The 20,397-nt window shown below is 62.3% G+C and carries 17 protein-coding genes; 11 read left to right on the forward strand and 6 right to left on the reverse strand.

The genetic code is table 11. The features are described 5' to 3' along the window. Positions 1 to 29: 29 nt before the first annotated feature. The 5 genes from XH87_RS21860 to XH87_RS21880 all read left to right on the forward strand — a co-directional run bounded on the left by XH87_RS21860 (position 30) and on the right by XH87_RS21880 (position 5,744). Positions 30 to 779, forward strand: a complete 750-nt coding sequence (locus tag XH87_RS21860) for an SDR family NAD(P)-dependent oxidoreductase (RefSeq protein ID WP_271588842.1) — start codon at positions 30 to 32, stop codon at positions 777 to 779. Between the two features lie 24 nt (positions 780 to 803). Next, positions 804 to 1,643, forward strand: a complete 840-nt coding sequence (locus XH87_RS21865) for a transketolase (protein WP_271588843.1) — start codon at positions 804 to 806, stop codon at positions 1,641 to 1,643. Then, a complete protein-coding gene (locus XH87_RS21870; protein ID WP_271588844.1) occupies positions 1,640 to 2,650 on the forward strand; it encodes a transketolase family protein in 1,011 nt (336 codons plus the stop codon). Before XH87_RS21865 ends, XH87_RS21870 begins: the two co-directional genes overlap by 4 nt. A gap of 179 nt (positions 2,651 to 2,829) precedes the next feature. Beyond that, entirely contained in the window at positions 2,830 to 3,855 is a 1,026-nt protein-coding gene (locus tag XH87_RS21875; protein ID WP_271588845.1) for a TRAP transporter substrate-binding protein, read from the forward strand. Beyond that, complete coding sequence (locus tag XH87_RS21880) at positions 3,852 to 5,744, forward strand: TRAP transporter large permease (protein ID WP_271588846.1); 1,893 nt, start codon at positions 3,852 to 3,854, stop codon at positions 5,742 to 5,744. Before XH87_RS21875 ends, XH87_RS21880 begins: the two co-directional genes overlap by 4 nt. A 44-nt stretch (positions 5,745 to 5,788) precedes the next feature. Here XH87_RS21880 and XH87_RS21885 read toward each other — a convergent pair whose 3' ends face one another. The 6 genes from XH87_RS21885 to XH87_RS21910 form a co-directional block, all read right to left on the reverse strand. After that, positions 5,789 to 6,679, reverse strand: coding sequence for an SMP-30/gluconolactonase/LRE family protein (locus tag XH87_RS21885; protein ID WP_271588847.1), 891 nt, complete (start codon positions 6,677 to 6,679; stop codon positions 5,789 to 5,791). Between the two features lie 31 nt (positions 6,680 to 6,710). Then, positions 6,711 to 7,811 carry an ABC transporter ATP-binding protein gene (locus tag XH87_RS21890; RefSeq protein WP_271588848.1) on the reverse strand — a complete coding sequence of 367 codons (1,101 nt, stop codon included), beginning with the start codon at positions 7,809 to 7,811 and terminating at the stop codon, positions 6,711 to 6,713. A 10-nt stretch (positions 7,812 to 7,821) separates the two neighbouring features. Then, the gene (locus tag XH87_RS21895) at positions 7,822 to 8,661 is read right to left on the reverse strand and encodes a carbohydrate ABC transporter permease (protein WP_271588849.1); all 840 of its coding nucleotides are present in this window, start codon (positions 8,659 to 8,661) and stop codon (positions 7,822 to 7,824) included. Beyond that, positions 8,658 to 9,581 carry a carbohydrate ABC transporter permease gene (locus XH87_RS21900; protein WP_271588850.1) on the reverse strand — a complete coding sequence of 308 codons (924 nt, stop codon included), beginning with the start codon at positions 9,579 to 9,581 and terminating at the stop codon, positions 8,658 to 8,660. Before XH87_RS21900 ends, XH87_RS21895 begins: the two co-directional genes overlap by 4 nt. Positions 9,582 to 9,641: 60 nt before the next feature. Continuing rightward, positions 9,642 to 11,078 (reverse strand): ABC transporter substrate-binding protein, encoded by a 1,437-nt coding sequence (locus XH87_RS21905; protein WP_271588851.1) that lies wholly within the window; start codon positions 11,076 to 11,078, stop codon positions 9,642 to 9,644. A gap of 466 nt (positions 11,079 to 11,544) precedes the next feature. Beyond that, positions 11,545 to 12,357, reverse strand: coding sequence for a FadR/GntR family transcriptional regulator (locus XH87_RS21910; protein ID WP_271588852.1), 813 nt, complete (start codon positions 12,355 to 12,357; stop codon positions 11,545 to 11,547). A gap of 174 nt (positions 12,358 to 12,531) precedes the next feature. On the opposite strand from XH87_RS21910, the gene XH87_RS21915 reads away from it, so the two are divergent. Genes XH87_RS21915 through XH87_RS21940 form a run of 6 tightly spaced genes read left to right on the forward strand, consistent with a single transcriptional unit; the run spans position 12,532 to position 19,756 of the window. Then, positions 12,532 to 13,497: a dihydrodipicolinate synthase family protein gene (locus tag XH87_RS21915; protein ID WP_271588853.1), complete on the forward strand. Its 966-nt coding sequence runs from the start codon at positions 12,532 to 12,534 to the stop codon at positions 13,495 to 13,497. A 32-nt stretch (positions 13,498 to 13,529) separates the two neighbouring features. Further along, entirely contained in the window at positions 13,530 to 14,642 is a 1,113-nt protein-coding gene (locus XH87_RS21920; RefSeq protein WP_271588854.1) for a BMP family ABC transporter substrate-binding protein, read from the forward strand. A gap of 9 nt (positions 14,643 to 14,651) precedes the next feature. Then, positions 14,652 to 15,728: an ABC transporter permease gene (locus tag XH87_RS21925; RefSeq protein ID WP_271588855.1), complete on the forward strand. Its 1,077-nt coding sequence runs from the start codon at positions 14,652 to 14,654 to the stop codon at positions 15,726 to 15,728. Between the two features lie 4 nt (positions 15,729 to 15,732). Next, a complete protein-coding gene (locus XH87_RS21930; protein ID WP_271588856.1) occupies positions 15,733 to 16,659 on the forward strand; it encodes an ABC transporter permease in 927 nt (308 codons plus the stop codon). Between the two features lie 40 nt (positions 16,660 to 16,699). Further along, positions 16,700 to 18,214, forward strand: coding sequence for an ABC transporter ATP-binding protein (locus XH87_RS21935; protein WP_271588857.1), 1,515 nt, complete (start codon positions 16,700 to 16,702; stop codon positions 18,212 to 18,214). A 42-nt stretch (positions 18,215 to 18,256) separates the two neighbouring features. Then, a complete protein-coding gene (locus XH87_RS21940; RefSeq protein ID WP_271588858.1) occupies positions 18,257 to 19,756 on the forward strand; it encodes a CoA-acylating methylmalonate-semialdehyde dehydrogenase in 1,500 nt (499 codons plus the stop codon). Positions 19,757 to 20,397: the final 641 nt, after the last annotated feature.

The raw sequence follows: 20,397 nt of genomic DNA on the forward strand, positions 1-20,397 counted from the left end.
CAATGAAAAACAATTTGCGGGAGGAACTGATGCTGCTCAGCGCTAAGACGGCCATCATTTCGGGCGGGGCATCGCCGCGCGGCATCGGGCTTGCCACGGCACGGCGGTTCGCCGCCGAGGGTGCTCGAGTGGCCATTCTCGACATTGACGCGAGCGCGGCGGCGGACGCCGCGGCATCGCTTGGCAAGTCCCACATTGGGCTGCGATGCGACGTCTCCGACAAATCATCCTGCGAGCAGGCGGTCGCTCGCGCGATCGAATCCTTCGGAAGCATCGATATTCTCACCAACAATGCCGGCATCACCCAGCCGGTGAAGTTCCTGGATATCTCGCCGACTGATTGGGATCGCATTCAGGACGTCAATCTCAAGGGCATTCTGTTCCTTTCCCAGGCGGTGATTCCGCACATGCGCGCGCGCAAGTCCGGATCGATCGCCTGCATGTCGTCGGTCTCGGCCCAGCGTGGCGGCGGAATATTTGGGGGCCCGCATTATTCGGCGGCCAAGGCTGGCGTGCTCGGTCTCGCCAAGGCGATGGCCCGTGAGTTCGGCCCGGACGGCATCCGCGTCAATTGCGTAACCCCCGGCCTGATCGGCACCGATATCACCGCGGGCAAGCTGACCGACGAGATGACGGCGAAGATCCTGGAAGGCATTCCGCTCAATCGTCTTGGCACGGCAGACGACGTCGCCGGCATTTACACCTTCCTGGCCTCGGATCTCTCCGCCTACGTGACTGGTGCCGTGATCGACGTCAACGGCGGCATGCTGATCCACTGAGCCAGCAAGACAAGGTCCAGATCGATGGAAACGCTCACCAACACCCCCAAGCTGGCGGACCGCGCCTACAACATTCGCCGCAATGCGCTGCGCATGGGCGAGGTCCAAGGCCAGGGCTATATCGCACAGGCGCTGGATATCTCGGACGTCCTCGCTGTGGCCTATTTCCATGCCATGCGCTACCGGCCGGAAGATCCCTCCTGGGAAGACCGCGACCGTTTCCTGCTCTCGAACGGGCACTATGCCATCGCGCTCTATGCGGCTTTAATCGAGGCGGGGATTGTCCCCGAGGAAGAGCTCGAAACCTATGGCAGCGACGAGAGCCGCCTGCCGATGTCGGGCATGGCCTCCTACACGCCGGGAATGGAAATGTCGGGCGGTTCGCTCGGGCTTGGGCTCAGCATCGCCGTCGGCATGGGCCTCGGGCTCAAGCGGAAGAAATCCGACGCGCGGGTGTACACGTTGTTCTCCGACGGCGAGCTCGATGAAGGCTCGGTCTGGGAAGCCATCCAGTCGGCGGGCCATTACAAGCTGGACAATCTGATCGGCATCGTCGACGTCAATAATCAGCAGGCGGACGGTCCCTCGACGCAGGTGATGGCGTTCGAGCCGCTGGTCGAGAAGCTTGAAGCTTTCGGCTGGCTCGTGCAGCGGATCGACGGCAACGATCTCGATGCGGTCATTGCAGCGTTCGATGTCGCCAAGTCTCATCCCGCGCCCAAGCCGCGGATGATCGTCGCGGACACGCTGATGGGCAAGGGCGTTCCCTTCCTGGAGCAGCGCGAGAAGAACCATTTCATCCGCGTCGAGCAGCACGAATGGCAGCTCGCGCTGGCCGCGCTCGAAGCCGGGAGGCAGGCATGAAGACCGTCAGATCAGCACCCCAGCCGGGCAAGCCGCGCCTGACCACCTCAGCCATGATCGCCTCGATCGCGGCGGAGGGACAGAAAACGAAGCCGGCGCCGTTTGGACACGCGCTCGTCGAGCTCGCGCGCCGACACCCTGATGTCGTCGGCATGACGGCCGATCTCGGCAAATACACCGACCTGCACATCTTCGCGAAGGAATTTCCGGACCGCTATTACCAAATGGGCATGGCCGAGCAGCTTCTGTTCGGCGCGGCCTCAGGTCTTGCGGCCGAAGGCTTCATGCCGTTCGCAACCACATACGCGGTGTTTGCTTCGCGGCGTGCTTACGACTTCATCCACCAGACCATCGCGGAAGAAGACCGCAACGTGAAGATCGTCTGCGCATTGCCCGGCCTGACCTCGGGCTATGGCCCGAGCCATCAGGCCGCGGAGGATCTCGCGTTCTTCCGCGCCATGCCGAACATGACGGTCATCGACCCCTGCGACGCCCATGAAATCGAACAGCTGGTGCCCGCCATCGCGGCGCATCAGGGGCCGGTCTACATGCGCCTGCTGCGAGGCCAGGTGCCGGTCGTGCTGGACGAATACGACTACAAGTTCGAGCTCGGCAAAGCCAAGCTGATCCGTGACGGGAAGGACGTTCTGATCATCTCATCGGGCATCATGACCATGCGTGCGCTCGAGGCCTTGCAAACTCTGAACAACGACCGCGTCGATGCTGCGGTGCTCCACGTTCCGACCATCAAGCCGCTCGATGCCGAGACCATACTGCGTGAAGCCGGCAAGCCGGGCCGCCTGGTCGTCGTCGCCGAAAACCACACGACGATTGGCGGTCTCGGCGAGGCGGTCGCCGCACTCCTGATGCGTTCGGGTGTCCATCCGCCGTTCCGCCAGATCGCATTGCCGGACGAATTTCTTGACGCCGGCGCATTACCGACGCTGCACGACCGCTACGGCATTTCCACCGCCGAGGTCGCAAGGCAGATCAAGCAGTGGCTTTAGCGCACCGGCACTAAGCGCCAGTCAGGCCAAATCGGAGTGAAGAGTTCCACCCGCTGCATGTTGCGGCGGGCGAGCGATGGCTGTTGCCCGAATGCGGGCGGTCGAAGAGCCCGGATAGCTGAAAACCAGCGCCGGCTAATGCAGCCGGCACAACGTCAATACAGGATCAGGAGGAAAACATGACTGTCTCGAAGCCCGGACGCATCAGCCGCCGTTCGGTATTGATGGCGGCGAGCGCCGTACCTCTCTGCGGGATTCTGACCCGTCCAGCGTCTGCCGCCGAGTTCGTCTATAAGTTCGCAACCGGACAGGACCCGACCCATCCGGTGAACATCCGCGCGCAAGAGGCGATCGATCGCATCCGCGAAGCGACCAGCGGCCGGCTGGAGATCAGGCTGTTTCCGGCCAATCAGCTCGGCTCCGACACCGAGCTTCTGACCCAGGTTCGCAGCGGTGGCGTCGAGTTCTTCAATCAGTCGTCCTCGATCCTTGCCACCCTGGTACCTAGCGCGGGCATCGTGAATACCGGCTTCGCGTTTGCCGACTACGACAGCGTATGGAAAGCCATGGATGGCGATCTCGGCACCTACATCCGGGCGCAGATCGCCAAGACACCGATCATGGCGGTGTCGAAAGCCTGGGACAACGGCTTCCGCCAGGTGACCTCGTCCGGCCGCGAGGTGCGCACGCCGGATGATCTGAAGAATTTCCAGATCCGCGTTCCGCCCGCGCCGCTGCTCACCTCGCTTTTCAAGGCCCTCGGCGCCGGGCCGACGCCGATCAACTTCAACGAGGTCTATTCCGCTCTGCAGACCAAGGTCGTCGACGGCCAGGAGAATCCGCTGCCCATCATAGCGACCGCGCGCCTCTATGAGGTGCAGAGCACGTGCAGCCTGACGGGACACGTCTGGGATGGCTACTGGATCCTCGGCAACAAACGCGCCTTCGAGCGCCTGCCGAAGGACGTGCAGGAGATCGTGACGCGCGAGCTCGATCGCTCCGCCGTCGATCAGCGTGCCGACATCGCAAAGCTCAGCCAGTCGCTGCGCAACGATCTCTCGGCCAAGGGTCTCAAATTCATCGACGTCGATCGCGCCGCTTTCCGCCAGGCCTTGTCCAAAACCAGCTTCTACGCCGACTGGAAAGCCAAGTTTGGCGAGGAGGCATGGTCGGAACTCGAAAAAGCCGCGGGCCAGCTATCATGACCAGCGTGAGCCATCCGCCCCACGCCGATGCCGGTGTGGCGGCCAGCGCCCCGCAGACAGGTCGGCGCAGTTGGGTGATAACGACGAACACGGTGCTTGGTCACGTTGTGGCGGTCCCGGCAGCACTGCTCGTGCTGGCGGAGATCGCTGTGCTGTCTGCCGGCATCGTGGGCCGATACGTGTTCCGCTCGCCGATCATCTGGTCCGACGAGCTTGCCGGCATACTCTTCCTCTGGCTCGCCATGTTCGGTTCCGTGATCGCATTCCAGCGCGGCGAACACATGCGGATGACCGCGGTCGTCGGTGTGCTCAGTGCGGAGGTTCGCGCGTTCCTGGACACCGTCGCGGCCGCAGCGTCTCTGGCATTCCTCGTGCTCGTGGTCTGGCCGGCTTACGAATTCGCGGCTGACGAGGCCTTCGTCACGACGCCGGCGCTCGAGATCGTCAACAGCTGGCGCGCGGCGGCGTTGCCGATCGGAATTGGATTGATGCTGGTCGCGGCGGTCCTCCGCCTCATCCGCATCGCGAGCCCGCGCAGCTTGCTGGCTTCCTTGGCGCTCGTCGGAAGCATCATTGCGACCTTCGTTCTGCTCGCCCCCGCCTTGAAGCCGCTCGGCAATTTGAACCTCCTGATCTTCTTCGTTTTCGTCGTCGGGGCGATGGTCTTTGCGGCCGTGCCGATCGCGTTCGCATTTGGTCTTGCGACGGTCGGCTATCTCGCCTTGACGACCAGCACCCCCGACGTGGTGATGATCGGACGAATGGACGAGGGCATGAGCCACCTGATCCTGCTCGCCGTGCCCCTCTTCGTCTTTCTCGGACTCCTGATCGAAATGACCGGCATGGCCCGCGCCATGGTCAGCTTCCTGGCGAGCCTCCTGGGTCACGTGCGCGGCGGACTGCACTACGTGCTGGTCGGAGCGATGTATCTGGTCTCGGGCATTTCCGGCTCCAAGGCAGCAGACATGGCTGCGGTGGCTCCGGTCCTGTTTCCCGAGATGCGGCAGCGCGGGGCCAAACCGGGCGACCTCGTTGCGCTTCTGGCGGCAACTGGCGCGCAGACCGAAACGATTCCGCCCTCGCTGGTCCTGATCACAATCGGCTCGGTGACCGGCGTGTCGATCTCGGCGCTCTTCACTGGCGGCTTGCTCCCGGGCGTGGTGCTCGCGGTCATGCTCGCGGCCGTGGTCTGGTGGCGATACCGCCGCGAGGACCTGTCTCACGTCAAACGTGCGAGTGGGCGGGAGATCGGCCGCGCCTTGGTCATCGCGATACCGGCCATCGCACTGCCGTTCGTGATCCGGACCGCCGTCGTCGAGGGCGTTGCGACGGCAACGGAGGTCTCGACCATCGGCATCCTGTACTCGGTCTGCGCGGGTCTGTTCATCTACCGCCAGTTCGACTGGCGTCGCATCTATCCGATGCTGGTCGAGACGGCCTCCCTATCAGGGGCGATTCTGCTCATCATCGGCGCGGCGACTGGCATGGCCTGGGCGCTGACCCAATCGGGATTTTCGGCCTCTCTGGCCAAATTCATGACCAGCCTGCCGGGCGGGGTCCCCGTCTTCCTGACCGTGACGATCGTGACTTTCGTCATCCTCGGCAGCGTGCTGGAGGGAATCCCGGCCATCGTCCTGTTCGGTCCTCTGCTGTTCCCGATCGCGCGGCAGGTCGGGGTGCACGACGTCCACTACGCGATGGTCGTCGTCCTCGCCATGGGCATCGGCCTGTTCGCGCCGCCGTTCGGCGTCGGCTACTACGCGGCCTGCGCCATCAGCCGCATCAATCCGGACGAGGGCATGAAGCCGATCGTGGGCTATATGATCGCGCTCCTGATCGGCACGCTGATCGTTGCCGCCGTGCCCTGGCTCTCGATCGGCTTCCTTTGATAACGGGCCAGGCGCCCTCGCGGGAAACATCGCGCGGGCATCCGTCACGCGAATTTCGGCAGATGCAGCGGCAGGCCATCGCAAGCCATGTCAATCTCCTCGACCTGGCCCTTGCCGACCTCAGTGACGCGTAGCTTCCTGCCTTCAAGCGCAAAGGCACAGTTCGTCGGTTGGGGTCCGTCCAGGACCAGACGATCGGCGACCTCACCCCGCCGGTCGAGCACCGTAACGTTCTTCTGGTTGTAGACCGTGCAATAGAGCCGACCGTCCGTTCCGAAAGCCATCCCGTCCGGCCCTTTGAAATCCGGGTTGGAATCTGGCTGCAGCACGTTGCCGAAGACGACGCGTTTGGGAGCTGCCTCGCCAAGCACGTCATATCGATAGATCTCGCCAGTGAAGGATGCGTTGGCGTAGAGGTGGTTGTCGGGACCGAAGGCAATGCCGTTGGTGAAGCGGATTTTGCGATCGAGCACGCGGAGCACCTTCATGGCTGCCGGATCGATCTCATACACGCGGCCGTCCCAGTCGAGGTCCATATAGCCGTCCACAAAAGCCTGGCCGTTGATGAAATCCTCCGCGGCCATTCCGGAGTCGGTCATGTAGAGCAATCCGTTCGGACCAAAGCAGAGATCGTTCGGAAACAGAAAGCGATCCGCGCCTTCGCCCTGCATGCGTCGGATCTCGTTTCCGCTTTCATCGATGCAGATCAGCGCCCGGAGGCCCGCTTCCGCAATCCAGATCCGGCCGTGGCCATCGGTCGTCAGTCCATTCGGACGGCCACCCGTGGTTCGGATCACGCGGCGATTGCCGCGCGGATCGAGCCGCGTGACACAAAGGGTCGACTCGGACATCTCCGTGACATACATCGAGCCGTCGGGCAGGCACACCGGACCCTCCGGCGCGCCAATTCCGGTTGCAAACAGTCTCGACGCCATTTAACCCTCCCGTTCTCGAATGTTGCTCTGGTTATGCGATGACTAGGCCGCTGGCCGGATCGATCAGCACCACGCGATTGAGGTCGATGGCGAGATCGATTCGTTCGCCATGGCTGCTGACGTCATGGGCCTGCAACTCGGCAACTGCATCGACGCCGCCGATCCTGATGGTGGTGAAGGTGCGTGTTCCCGTCGGCTGAATGAGATCGGCAGTGGCCGAATAGGAGACCACGCCTTCGCGCAACGGCCCGCCGGCCCGGCTGAAGTGCTGGGGCCGAATGCCGACGAGAATCTCTCGTCCATCCATACTGGCCAGCGGCCTCGCCTTCGCGCTCGGAAGCGTCAGTTCACCGCCGGACCGAAACACCACTGCTGCGTCGGGACAGTTTGTCCTGAGGGTCGCGGGGATGAGGTTGATCGAGGGAGAGCCGAGAAAGCCGGCGACGAACCCCGTGCGCGGCTGCTCGAACAGTTCCAGCGGAGCGCCCTGCTGCTCGATTTTTCCCTCGCGCAGCAGCACGATGCGGTCGGCCAACGTCATCGCCTCGACCTGGTCATGTGTAACGTAGATCATGGTCGTCGTGATCTCGTGATGCAGGCGCTTGATCTCGGTACGCATCTCGTCGCGCAACTGAGCGTCGAGATTCGAGAGCGGCTCGTCGAACAGGAACAGGTCGGCCTTGCGGACGATGGCGCGGCCGATCGCGACGCGCTGACGCTGTCCACCAGAGAGCTGCCGCGGATAGCGCTGCAGGAAATTGCCGATGCCGAGCATCTCGGCGGCTTCACTGACCCGCTTCCTGATCTCGATCTCGGGAGTCTTGCGGGCGCGCAGACCGAAGGCGATGTTCTCGCTGACGGTCAGATAGGGGTAGAGTGCATAGTTCTGAAACACCATCGCGATGTTGCGCTCGCGCGGGCGCAGATCATTGACCACCGCGCCCCCGATGGTGATCGTTCCACCATCCGGATCCTCGAGACCGGCGATCGTTCGCAAGAGCGTGCTCTTGCCGCAGCCGGACGGCCCCACGAGCACGGCGAATTCGCCATCGGCGATGGTGAGATCCACCCCCCGGACCGCACGCACGTTGCCGTAATATTTATGTACTCCGGACAGCTTGACGTCAGCCACTCCGCTCTCCCTAACCCTTGACTGCGCCCAGCGAGATGCCGCGCACGAGATAGCGCTGCATCACAGAGACCGCGACGAAGATCGGCAACGTCCCCAGGACTGACATCGCCGCGATCTTTGCCCAGAAATTCGATTGGCCGCCGAAATAGTGGGTCAGCATCACCGGAAAGGTGATGACCTCGGTGCGTGTGAGCACGAGTGCGAACAGAAAGTCGTTCCAGGCGAACACGAAGGTGAAGACCGACGTCGCCATGAGGCCGGGGCGAACCATCGGGAAAACGACCTTCCAGATCACCTCCCATCGATTGAGGCCATCGACCAGCGCGCTTTCCTCGAGCTCCAGGGGAACGTCGACGATGTAGCCCCGCATCATCCAGATCACATAGGGGAGATTGAATGCGGTGTAGAGGAGGATCAGTCCGAAATAGCCGTCGACGAGGCCGAAATACACGTAGATCAGGAAGATCGGGAAGACGACAGCGATCGGCGGGATCATGCGCTGGGAGATGATCCACATCGCGAGGTGCTCGCCGCCGGTGCCGAACCGGGCGAGGCTGTAGGCGCAGAGCGTCCCGAGAACGATTGCGATGCCGGAGCTGACGCCGGCGACGATCAGGCTGTTCAGGATCGCCAGGACGTCGCCATCCCTAACCAGGACGTAATAGTTCGAGAACTGGATCTGGCCGGGAATCCACAATGGCGGGACGTGATAGATCTCGTCCGGCGTCTTGAACGAAATCATGAACAGCCAGTAGACCGGAAACAGGAACAGCAGGGTCACGATGCCGGCGCCGAGATAGCGGACGGCGAGAATGCGGGCTTTTCTGGCCGGAAGCCTGCCGATCCTCATCGCGCAAGCTCCATGCGCTTGAGGACCAGGGTCGTGATCAGAGTCAGCAGCGCAATCACCAGGAAGGAAATCGCGGCTGTGTAGCTGGTCTCGAATTGCGAGAAGCCTTGCACATAGGTGTAGAGCGAGATGGTCTCGGTCATCGAGCCCGGCCCGCCTTCGGTGAGGGCCCAGATGATGTCGAAGATGCGAACGAGATCGAGGCCGCGGATCAGGCAGGCGACGGCGATCACGGGCGCGATCGCCGGCAGAACGATCGCGCGAAGCACGCGCAGGTACGACGCCCCATCGATCTCCGCAGCCTCGAGCTGCGACTGGTCCACATTCGACAGCGCGGCCAGCAGCAGCAGGAACATGAACGGCGACCACTGCCAGACCTCGCAGATGATGATCGCCGGATAGACGTAGGCGGGATTGACCGTCCACAGGATCCGGACCGGTTCTCCAGCGACGAAGCTCAGAATCTGGCCAATCGGGCCGAAGCGGACGTCGAACATGAGGCGCCACGTCGCGCCCGCGACGATCGGCGAGATCACCGTCGGAAGCACCAGCAGCGCGACGAAGATCTGCCGACCCGGCATGCGATCGATGAGGAGCTGCGCCATCAGGAAGCCGACCAGCAGCTCCAGGGGGAGGGCGATCGCGGTGATGATGGCGGTGTGGCCGAGCGAAGCCCAGAGGCGGGTATCCCTGAACAGCTCCGCATAGTTCAAGAGGCCAACGAAGGAGGTGTCGTTCTCGGTCATCGTGATGCGCTGAAAGCTCACGATCAGCGAGTAGATCAGGGGAAACAGACCGACCAGGAGGAGGATCAGAATGGCCGGCGCGACAATGAGATAGGGGAGGCGATCCTCGAGCATGCGCCCGAAGCGGCTGGGGCGGCGTTGCTCAGCAGCGTTGAGGCTCACAGAAACGGTCATCTTCAGTCCGGAAAACGGCACCGCACGGGAGGGCACGCCTCCCGTGCGGTATCCAGCCAATTATTGCGGGTAGGCGCCGGGCTTTGCGGCCCAGACTTTGTAGACGGATTTCTGGTTCTCGATGCCGACCTTCTCGGTGATCGCGTCGAATTGTTGCGCCATGCGATCGAGAATGGCCTTGGGATCTTCGCCGGCCCACAGGCTCGAGATCGCCTTGGTCATCGCCTCGTCGTACTTGTCCTGTTGCAGGAGCGACAGATCGAGGAGGCCCTTCTCGCCCGACGTCTTGATGGTGTCGAGATAGGCTGGAGCATCGGGCCAGAGCGCGCGGTATTTCTCGCTCGCGTAGTGCGAGAGGCGGAACGGATCGCGCAGCGTATAGGGGAGCTGGACGCGCTCGAGGCTGGTCTTCTTGCTGTTCAGCCACTGGATGAAGAGATACGCAGCCTCCTTGTTCTTGCTAGTGGCCGACACCGACAAGTCAAAGCCGACGCCGAGCTCGGGACGGCCGAGAGGCGTGAGCGCGTAGCCGACCTTGCCGGCGACCTGCGATTTCGGCACCCACTTCAGTGCTTCCTCGCCGGAGCCGTAGCCCGCGGCCCAGCGGCCGTAGGGCGGCCAGGAGATCGTCATTGCGGTCGTGCCCTGAAGGAAGGCGGCGAGATTGTCGACGAAATTCCACTGCTCCACGCCAGGCGGCATGAACTTGTTCTCCGCCAGCATCTGCTTGAACACCTTGAGACCGACCTCGCCATTCACCGTCGCCTTCATGGTGTCGGCATTGAAGAACTTGCCGCCCTCCATGCGGAAGCGTTCCTGGAACATGTATTGCGGATAGGGCGCGGTGCGGAAGAATCCGGCGCCGAAGACCTTCGGCCCCATCTTGTCGGTGATGAACTGGCCGATCTCGTCGAACTGTTTCCAGTCCTTTGGCGGAGCCAGCTCGTAGCCGAACTTGGCCTTGAACTCGTCCTTCATCTTCGGATCCTCGAAGATGTCCTTCCGGTAGTAGAGCAACATCACGTCGCCGTCGTCCGGGAAGCCGTAGATCTTCCCGTCATACTGCATCTGGTTGTCGCGATAGGCGGCCGCGATGTCCTGCAACTCGTCGCGGTAGCCGAACTTGTCGACATATTTGTCGAGGGGCTCGAGCGCGCCGGCACGTGCTAGATCAGGCATCCAGGATGGGATGACGTTCAGCGCGTCATAGGCTCCGGCGCCTGATTTGAAATCCTGCATGATCTTGGTGAACATCTGGTCGGTCGGCACCTCGACCACCTTCACCTTGATGCCGGTGAGCTTCTCCCATTGCGGGCCTGAATAGTTCAGCGGGTCGAGCGACTGAAGACCGGCCTCCCAGACGATGCTGATCGTTGTACCCGCGTACTTCTTCGCAGCTTCCACCGCTGTGTCGGCGGCATCCTTGTCGGCGGCCGCCGCTGAACCTGCAGCCAGCGCTAGCACTGCGGCCGCGCCGAGAAACGTCGTGAACTTCATCCCTTCCTCCTTCTCTTGGGCGTCCGGAGTCCGGGAGAGCCGGCTTCGGAGCGCTTCTCACGTGATTTGGCCGGTTAGCCAGCCGCCGGCGTGAACGGTCGCTGTCGGCGGCGACGTGGCCGAGAGAAACAAATTCATCTATGTCGAGGATTTGCAGCGCAGGCGCATCGCTGGTCTGGCTTGTCGCCCGCAACCTGAAGCGACGCCAGTTGGCGTTGTAGAAGCACGCGTCCTCCCCAAAACGCTTGAGAGCGTTGACTTTGGGGCTAGTCTGCGTCGAGCCGGAACTCGCCGACAAATGAGAACTTTGCAAGCATCGGTGAACCGCAGTCACCTATCTGCTGAGGTCTCTCAGAAGCAAAGCGAGCCGATCATGCGCTTACTAGATCGGGCAGGAGAACAGGCTTACAGGACGGTCCAGACGGAATGCTCGCGCCGGTGCAATCGTGGCGGAACAGGCTGCGCTTCAGGACAGTGGTCGCGGGCGCGGCGCCATTTCCGAGTCAAGGATAAGTCGACCATCGAGCCGGCCATCCAACCGCTTCACGTATTCTGAAGCTTCCTCCATGTGCGCTTTCATGAGCGCGCGCACGCGCTCCCTGTCGCGCGCGCGGGCGGCCTTGGCGATCTCCGTGTGAATCTTGACGTTGGCGCATCCGAATCGCGTGTGCTCTTCCGGAGGCGTCTGGGTGCTGAAGACAACCAAGCGACGAAGCATCTCGTTGATCAGCTCGCATGCGAAGCGCAGGAAGGGGTTGGGGTTTGCGGCAGCCAGGATGTCGTGAAAGTCGAGATCCGCCTGGCGTTGACGAACCAAAAGAGACGGCTCCTGCGAGGTCGGCTGGCACGTCTGAATATTCTGCTCCAGCGCGTCGAGCTGCTCATCCGACAGAAATGGCACTGAGCCGGCAGCTAATTCCGGCTCTAGCAAGCGTCGCGCCGCATAGATGTCCTCCATGCTGACCTCTTTGAAGAACAGGTAGTTCTGCAACAACTGAAAGGTGCGCTCGAGCGGGACCTCCATGATCGTCGCCCCGCCGGTCGGGCCGGTGCTGATGGTGATCAGTCCCTGTACCTCGAGGGACTTAAGAGCCTCGCGGATCGTGCTCTTGCTGACCGAAAACAGCCGCTGAAGCTCCTTCTCCATGGGAAGCTTGTCGCCCGGAAGAAGGTTCTTCTGGGTGATCAGCTGCTTGATCTCTTCGGTAACGAGATCGGCCCGCTTTTGAATTTTCAGCCGGCCCCCCGGTCGCGGCAATTTTTCCAGTTCGACCGCCATTCCGAATTCTCCAAAGCTCCCAATAGGTTCCAGGATCAGCTCCAGGGGCGAACTGGCGCGGGGCCAAGCAAAGAACCGACTCATCGATTGACACTTCTCCCATAATAGGCATATTCATGCAAATCCGGTTTATCATGATAAATAGAATAGATCGGTCGGATGAAGGGAGCGAGCATGGCGATCGGGCGGAACATCCCGGAAATCTGGGCGGCGATTCACACACCCTTCGACGCCTCCGGTGCCATCGACGAGGCCGGGGTCCGCCGGAATGTCCGCCACTACATCGCAACCGGATTGGCGGGCGTGTTCTGCAATGGGCTGATCGGCGAAGTCTGGTCGCTCACGCTGCAGGAGAGAAAGCGTGTCATCGAGGTCATCGCCGACGAGGCGGGGGGGCGCCTTGGGATTTCCGTGGTGATCTCGGGTCCCTCGGTGGAAGAAACCATCGATCTCGGCGAGCACGCGCGTCGGCTTGGCGTCAGCCACGCCGTGCTGATGGTCCCAACCTCCGGACCGCGATCGGCTGCGCAGCAGTTCGCGTATCTGCACCACATCTGTGTCCGCTTGGAGATGCCGATCGTCATCTTCAACGCGCGAACCGCCGCGGGCAGCCCATTGGATCCCTGCGTTTTCACGCAGCTCTGCTCGCTACCAAATCTCAAGCTCCTGAAGACGACAGGCAACGCAGCCGAGAACGCGGCGCTTCGCCAGGCTGCGCGAAACGGCGTGCGGGTGTCGGACCCACTGGAAGAGAACTTCTTCGCCAACATGCAGGCCGAGGGTCAGTCGATCCTCTATGCCGACCCCGAGCCCTACCTCTATCAACGCGGCGAGTTTCGCCCGATCGCGGAATACGTGGCTCTGTTGGTGGCCGGACAGACGGAAGAAGCAGCACGCATCTGTGCTTCACTCGCGCCGCAACGGATCATCTTCAACAAGTGGATCATGGACCCGCTGAAGCGCGGTCACATGCCGAACGCGGCGGTCAAGCATTGGTGCGATCTGATCGGCCTTGCCGGCGGCGCCGTGCGCTCGCCGGTCACGCCGCTGTCCGCTGCTGAAAGACGAGAGCTGGAAGCCGATCTCATTGCATGTGGTGCGCCCGGCCTGCTGCCTGCTGCCGAACGAATTTCGTCGTGACGTGCTGATTGCAATCTTCAACGGAGAGGAACATGACTTTGAAGCCTTTCGACCGTCGCTCGGTGCTCCAGATGCTGGCCGCTGCCGGCTCCGCACCATTCGTTCTCAAGAGTACCGTTGCCCGTGCGGAGACGCCGCTCACCGTCGGAGTTCTCTACTCCGGCTCCAAGCAGGATTACGGCTTCAACCAGTCCCACGCGCAGGCCGCCGCGGCGCTGAAGAAACTACCCGGCATCAAGGTGATCGAGGAGGAGCGCGTTCCGGAAACCATCGCGGCCCAGCGCAGCATGGAAGGCATGATCCGTCAGGATGGCGCTCAACTCCTCCTGGCGACGTCCTTTGGCTACTTCAAGCCGCACGTTCTGGAGATGGCGGCCAAGTATCCCGACGTCACCTTCGCTCACACCGGCGGCGTATGGACGGCGGGCATGCCCGAGAACATCGGCACGTTCTACGCCTACATTTTTGAGGCACAGTACATTTCGGGAATCGTCGCGGGCCACATGACGAAGAGCAAGAAGCTCGGCCTCGTCGCGGCGAAGCCGACGCCCAATCTTCTGCGCAGCATCAACGCGTTCGCGATTGGTGCGCGCTCGGTTGATTCGGCCATTCAGGTGCAGGTCATCTTCACTGGCGACTGGGTGCTTCCAGTCCGCGAGGCGGAGGCGACGAACACGCTGGTCGACCAGGGGGCCGACGTCATCGCCGCCCAGGTCGATAGCCCGAAGGTCGTGATCGAGACGGCGGAGAAGCGCGGTGTCATGTCATGCGGCTACCATTCGAGTCAGGCCGATGTCGCTCCCAACGGCTATCTCACGGGGGCCGAGTGGAACTGGATCACGCCGTATCTTGTCTATGCCGGCAGCGTGCGTAGCGGCAAGAAGCCTGAGCATTATCTCCGTGCCGGCCTTGGCGATCATTTCGTCAAGAACAGTCCGTTTGGAAAACTCGTCACGCCTGAGGCGCGGGCGGCGGCCGAGACCGCGCGGGCAGACCTCATCGGCGGCACGCGCGCGATCTACAGCGGCCCGCTCAAGGACAACAAGGGCAATCTCGTCATCCCTGCCGGTGTCATGCAGAGCAGCAACGACCGTGTGCTCGACGGTATCAATTATCTCGTCGAAGGCATCATCGGCCAGGTCTAGGAGGCGCCCTTGTCTTCGATCACCGGAATCGAACCCGTGCCTTCGAATCCCCCGCGAACCGCAGCCCAACTCGGTGCGGCCTTGCCGGTCCTGGCGGTCCTGCTTGCATCGGCTATCTTTGCGGCGTTCGTCGGCTTGTGCGGACAAAACCCCGCGACGGTGTTCGGTCTGATCGTCCAGGGCGGCTTCGGCAGCAGCTTTGCCTGGCAGGATACCTTATCGCGCGCCGCTCCCTTGGTCCTCGTGGGGCTCGCCGTCGCAATTCCCGCGCAAGCGGGGCTGGTGATCATCGGCGGCGAGGGCGCCTTGGTGCTCGGCGGGCTCGCAGGTGCCGTCGTGACGCTGCCGTTCGCGGGGGCCCACGCGCTTCCCATGCAACTCCTCATGTTGCTGGCCGGCGCCGTGATCGGAGGACTCTGGTTCGGTCTGGCGGGTGTGCTCCGTCAATACCGCGGCGTCAACGAAACAATCTCCAGTCTGCTGCTGTCCTATATCGGAATCGCGATCTTTCATCACCTGACGGAAGGTCTGCTCAGGGACCCGGCAAGCCTCGACAAGCCATCGACCCACCCCATTGATCCATCCTACATGCTGCCGGTCATGTCCGGTGTCGGCGTTCACGCTGGGCTTGCCATCAGCTTCTCCCTAGCCGTCATCGCCCATGTCGTGCTCCGCTACACGCGGTGGGGCTTTGCGCTGCGGGTGGTCGGCGGAAGTGCCCGGGTGGCGAGGATGATTGGTCTTGCCGTCAATCGCTGGGTCATCGGTGCCTCGGTCGTGGCAGGTGGCATGGCGGGAGTTGCCGGCGCGATCGAGGTGGCGGCCGTGCAGGGGACGGCCAACTCCTCGCTCATCGTCGGCTATGGCTATAGCGGAATCCTCGTCGCGTTCCTGGCGCGACACCAGCCGCTTGCGATTGTCGCTGTCGCGCTCTTGATCGGCGGCATGCAGGCAAGCGCCAGCCTGTTGCAACGACGTCTCGGACTTCCCGATGCGACAATGCTCGTGTTTCAGGGTCTGATCTTCGTTTGCGTCCTCGTCGCGGATGCAATCGCGCAACAACTGCGAGAAACGACGCGGAGGTAAAGACATGGACGGTACATCAATCGGCTGGCTTGCGCTGCCGCTCGCGATCCTGGGTGGGGCGATCCGTGTGTCGACACCCTTCATTTTCGTGAGCATCGGTGAGCTGATCACCGAGAAATCGGGCCGTATCAATCTAGGCCTCGAAGGTACGCTGATGCTGGGTGCCATGGCGGGATACGCAATCTCCTACCTCTCCGGTTCGCCCTGGCTCGGCGTACTTTCCGCGGGACTCGCCGGAATGACCTTCGGCCTCCTGCATGGCCTTTTGTGCAGTGTGAAGCGCGTCAATGACACCGCGATCGGCATTAGCCTGATCGTGCTGGGTACGGGCCTCGCGTTCTTCCTGGGCAAACCCTTGATCGAGCCCAAGGCTCCGCCGCTTCCCTCGATCGCGCTCGGATTTTGGTCGAGCGTTCCACAGGTGCGAGCTGCGCTGGATGTCAACGCACTGTTCTTCGTCGGAATTGCGTTGGCGTTTGCGGTCTACGTTTTCCTGAACAGGACCGGCTGGGGGCTGATGCTGCGTACGGTGGGAGATAGCGAGGATGCCGCACGCGCGCTTGGCTTTCCCGTACTGCGGGTGCGCATCATCGCGACCATGGCGGGCGGCTTTCTCGCGGGCATCGGCGGCAGCTTCCTGTCGCTTTCGTATCCGGGAAGCTGGAGCGAAGGCCTTTCGAGTGGCCAAGGCATCATGGCGGTCGCGCTCGTCATCTTTGCGCGCTGGCGTTCGATCAACGCCCTCGGCGCATCGCTGCTGTTCGGCGGGGCGGGCGCTCTTGGTCCTGCGCTCCAGGGCATCGGCATGACCGGCTACTACTACCTGTTCAATGCGGCCCCCTACATCCTGACGCTGGCGATCATGGTGGCCTCGACGTCGCGCGCCGCTCCGTTCGCCGATGCGCCGGGCGAGCTCAAGCTGCACCGGTGAGAAACGCCGTGACGGGAATTCATCCTCGGAGGATAGTCCGATGACCGCTCCGCAAGTCGAGCTCAGGAACATGACGAAGCGTTTCGGGGCAAACCTCGCTCTGAACAACGTATCGCTGCTGATCCGCTCGGGCACGGTCCATGCACTGCTCGGGGAGAACGGTGCTGGCAAGAGCACGTTGGTCAAATGCCTGGTGGGCTTTTACCATCCGGACGAGGGTCACATCCAGGTGGACGGGCGCGAGCACCGGCTGAACTCGCCGAAGGATGCCGATGCGCTCGGCATCGGCATGGTGTATCAGCATTTCACTCTCGTGCCGTCGATGACCGTGGCGCAGAATCTGGTCGTCAGCGGTGCGAGATTGCCGGCCTATATCAACTGGCAAAGCGAGCTGAAGCGGCTGGGCGAAGTCACCAAGAAGCTTCCGTTTCACGTGCCGCTCGACGTACGCGTCTCGCAGCTCTCTGCGGGCGAGAAGCAGAAGGCCGAGATCGTCAAGCAGCTCTATCTCGGGCGCAAGCTACTCATCCTCGACGAACCGACGTCGGTGCTCACGCCGGCGGAAGCCGATGAAGTGCTCGGCCATGTTCGCAGCCTGACACGGACGGGCGAACTCAGCGCTATCCTGATTAGCCACAAGTTTCACGAAGTGCGCCGATTCGCCGACGACGTGACGGTGCTGCGTCGAGGTGCGCCGGTGCGAACGGGGGCCGTTGCCAATTTGACGGACGACGCCCTGGCGGAAGCTATGATCGGAGAGCCCGTCAGCAAGATGGTGCAGCACGCGCTGAAATCACCGCCGAGGTCCGATATTATCCTCTCCATCAGCGACCTCCGCGTGAACGGCGACAATGGTCTTCCCGCCGTGAAAGATCTCTCGCTCGAGGTGCGGGCAGGCGAGATTGTCGGGATTGCCGGGGTCTCCGGAAATGGACAGTTGGAGTTGGTCGAGGCCCTGATGGGGCAGCGGGATCGCAACGGTACGATGACCGTGTCCGGCTCATCGTTCAACGGTACGCGACAGGAAATCGCTCGCCTCGGCGTCTATGGACTGCCGCAAGAACCCCTGAAGAACGCCTGCATCGATCGCATGTCGCTGGCCGAGAACCTTGCCCTGCGTAATTTCGATCGGGCGCCGCTCTGCCGTGGTATCGCAATGAACTACGGCGCGCTCGCAGAGCAGGCCGAGAGGCTGGTCGCACAATTTCGTGTCAAGGCCCCTGGCCTGAACGCAAGTATGAGCGCGCTATCCGGTGGCAATGTTCAACGCGCTGTGTTGGCGCGAGAGCTCACGCAGGACGTTCGATTGCTCGTCGCTTCGAATCCGACGTTCGGTCTTGATTTCGTTGCGTGCGAAGAAACGTACCGCCGAATCGTCGAGGCCCGGAACGGCGGAGCCGCAGTGCTGCTCATCTCGGAGGATCTCGACGAGCTGCTTGGCTTGGTCGACAGGGTCCTCGTCATGAGTGCGGGTCGCATCGTCCATGAAGTGTCCGCCGAGGGCGCCGACAAGCGCGTGATCGGAAAATACATGGCGGGAATGAAAGCGGCCTGACCTGAGGGCGCGGGTCTGATCAGAAACAAGAAGGAGACGTTCGTGGTCACGCAGATCAATCATTTCATCAATGGCAAGCAGGTCTCGGGGGGTACCGAACGCAGCTTGCCGGTCTTCAACCCGGCAACGGGCGAGCAGGCGGGCCGTGTTGTGGCCGCCAACGGGGCCGTGGTGGCGGACGCGGTGTCCGTCGCCAGCAGGGCAGCGCAGGGGTGGGCCGACACGACGCCTCTACGGCGTGCACGCGTCCTTAATCGATTTCTGCGGATACTCGAGGATCGCGCAGGTCAGCTTGCCGACGTGATCGTCTCCGAGCATGGCAAGGTCCACTCCGACGCTCTCGGGGAAGTTCAGCGCGGAATGGAGGTGGTCGAGTTTGCCACGGCCGCTCCGCAGCTCCTCAAGGGCGAGCTCACCGAGAATGTCGGTACCCGCGTCGACAGCTATTCTACGCGCCAGCCGCTCGGTGTTGTCGCCGGAATCACGCCCTTCAATTTCCCGGTCATGGTTCCGATGTGGATGTTCCCGGTCGCTCTCGCCTGCGGAAATGCGTTCATTCTGAAGCCATCTGAGCGCGACCCGTCGGCGTCGCTCATCATTGCGGAGTGGCTGAAGGAAGCCGGTCTGCCGGACGGTGTGTTCAATGTGGTGCAAGGCGACAAGGAAGCTGTCGATGCGCTGCTGCATCACCCAGATATTTCGGCGATCAGCTTCGTGGGTTCCACACCGATCGCGCAGTACATTTATTCGACGGCCGCGAACACCGGGAAGCGCTGCCAGGCGCTCGGTGGCGCTAAGAACCACATGATCGTGATGCCCGATGCCGACATGGATCAGGCGGTCGATGCGTTGATGGGGGCCGCCTACGGCTCCGCGGGCGAACGCTGCATGGCGATCTCGGTTGCCGTGCCGGTCGGCGAGGGGACTGCGGACAAGCTGATCTCCGCGCTCGAACCCAAGGTTCGAGGCCTGAAGGTCGGGCCGGGTACCGACCGCGAAGCGGAGATGGGCCCCCTTGTCACGAAGCAGCACCTGGAGAAGGTCCTGAGCTATATCGATGCCGGTGTCGCAGAGGGCGCAAAGCTGCTGGTCGACGGACGCAAGTTCAGGATGCAGGGCTATGAGAATGGTTTCTTCGTGGGTGGAACACTGTTCGATCATGTCAAACCGGAGATGAAGATCTACAAGGAAGAGATCTTCGGACCCGTGCTGTCAGTCGTACGAGCGCCGGACTACGCGACGGCGGCGCGCCTGATCAATGAACACGAATTCGGCAATGGCACCTCGATCTTCACACGTGATGGCGATGCTGCGCGCGAATTCGCCCATCAGATCAAGGTGGGGATGGTCGGCATCAACGTTCCAATTCCGGTGCCGATGGCCTTTCACTCGTTCGGTGGATGGAAGGCCTCGATTTTCGGCGACCACCACATGCACGGTCCGGAAGGCATTCGCTTCAATACGCGAATGAAGACGGTCACCAGCCGCTGGCCAACAGGAATACGCGCGGGGGCCGAATTCGTCATGCCGACGATGTCGTAGCAGAAGTGCCATCAAGTCTCTGAAGATCGCTTCCTCCCTGACTGCGGGGGCCTCCCCAGGCCCTCGATTCTTTTCAGATAACTAGATCCGCTAGAAGACCCTTCGGCGCTCCCGACGAGTTCCTTCTCGCCGCAACAGCGCAAGACCTGCGGGAACTCGCAAAGCTGATCCCGCTGCCAAGGCCGCTCGTCGTCACGCTATTGTGATCGTGTCCGCTGCTGCTTCCCGGTCGCAGGCGATAGCGAGACCGAAATAACGCGCCTTCGATCTTTCGCGAAAAAGGTCGCTCCGACACTACCGGCGCCAAGAGCTCCTTCAATATTGCTTCGTACGAGCGTAGAACTGCGCTTGCCCCCAGGCTCAAGAACTGCCTCATGCGAAGGACTGGATGAGATATCGTAGGTTTGGCTGGTGTGGGGAAAGGCGGTAGCGCTCCCCCGCTACCAGAATCCAACTGTCCAGCCCGGACACATAGGTAGCAAATCGTACCTGAGACATGGGTGACAACCTCGTGCCGAACGGGTTGTCGAGGGTTGCAGGTCAGTCCACGCCTTCATGGCGCCGGACCATTATTGCTCGGCACGCACATTCGCCGTCAACCCCGCGCGCCAAGGGGCGCGCCCCCTGCGGGGCTTCGAGGG

The organism is Bradyrhizobium sp. CCBAU 53415, assembly GCF_028128735.1.
GTDB lineage: Bacteria > Pseudomonadota > Alphaproteobacteria > Rhizobiales > Xanthobacteraceae > Bradyrhizobium.

Coding starts and splice junctions, on each gene's coding strand:
- XH87_RS21900 (WP_271588850.1), bottom strand. CDS start 9,581: ATGACCGTTTCTGTGAGCCTCAACGCTGCTGAGCAACGCCGCCCCAGC.
- XH87_RS21905 (WP_271588851.1), bottom strand. CDS start 11,078: ATGAAGTTCACGACGTTTCTCGGCGCGGCCGCAGTGCTAGCGCTGGCT.
- XH87_RS21895 (WP_271588849.1), bottom strand. CDS start 8,661: ATGAGGATCGGCAGGCTTCCGGCCAGAAAAGCCCGCATTCTCGCCGTC.
- XH87_RS21910 (WP_271588852.1), bottom strand. CDS start 12,357: ATGGCGGTCGAACTGGAAAAATTGCCGCGACCGGGGGGCCGGCTGAAA.
- XH87_RS21865 (WP_271588843.1), top strand. CDS start 804: ATGGAAACGCTCACCAACACCCCCAAGCTGGCGGACCGCGCCTACAAC.
- XH87_RS21880 (WP_271588846.1), top strand. CDS start 3,852: ATGACCAGCGTGAGCCATCCGCCCCACGCCGATGCCGGTGTGGCGGCC.
- XH87_RS21930 (WP_271588856.1), top strand. CDS start 15,733: ATGGACGGTACATCAATCGGCTGGCTTGCGCTGCCGCTCGCGATCCTG.
- XH87_RS21870 (WP_271588844.1), top strand. CDS start 1,640: ATGAAGACCGTCAGATCAGCACCCCAGCCGGGCAAGCCGCGCCTGACC.
- XH87_RS21915 (WP_271588853.1), top strand. CDS start 12,532: ATGGCGATCGGGCGGAACATCCCGGAAATCTGGGCGGCGATTCACACA.
- XH87_RS21920 (WP_271588854.1), top strand. CDS start 13,530: ATGACTTTGAAGCCTTTCGACCGTCGCTCGGTGCTCCAGATGCTGGCC.
- XH87_RS21860 (WP_271588842.1), top strand. CDS start 30: ATGCTGCTCAGCGCTAAGACGGCCATCATTTCGGGCGGGGCATCGCCG.
- XH87_RS21885 (WP_271588847.1), bottom strand. CDS start 6,679: ATGGCGTCGAGACTGTTTGCAACCGGAATTGGCGCGCCGGAGGGTCCG.
- XH87_RS21935 (WP_271588857.1), top strand. CDS start 16,700: ATGACCGCTCCGCAAGTCGAGCTCAGGAACATGACGAAGCGTTTCGGG.
- XH87_RS21875 (WP_271588845.1), top strand. CDS start 2,830: ATGACTGTCTCGAAGCCCGGACGCATCAGCCGCCGTTCGGTATTGATG.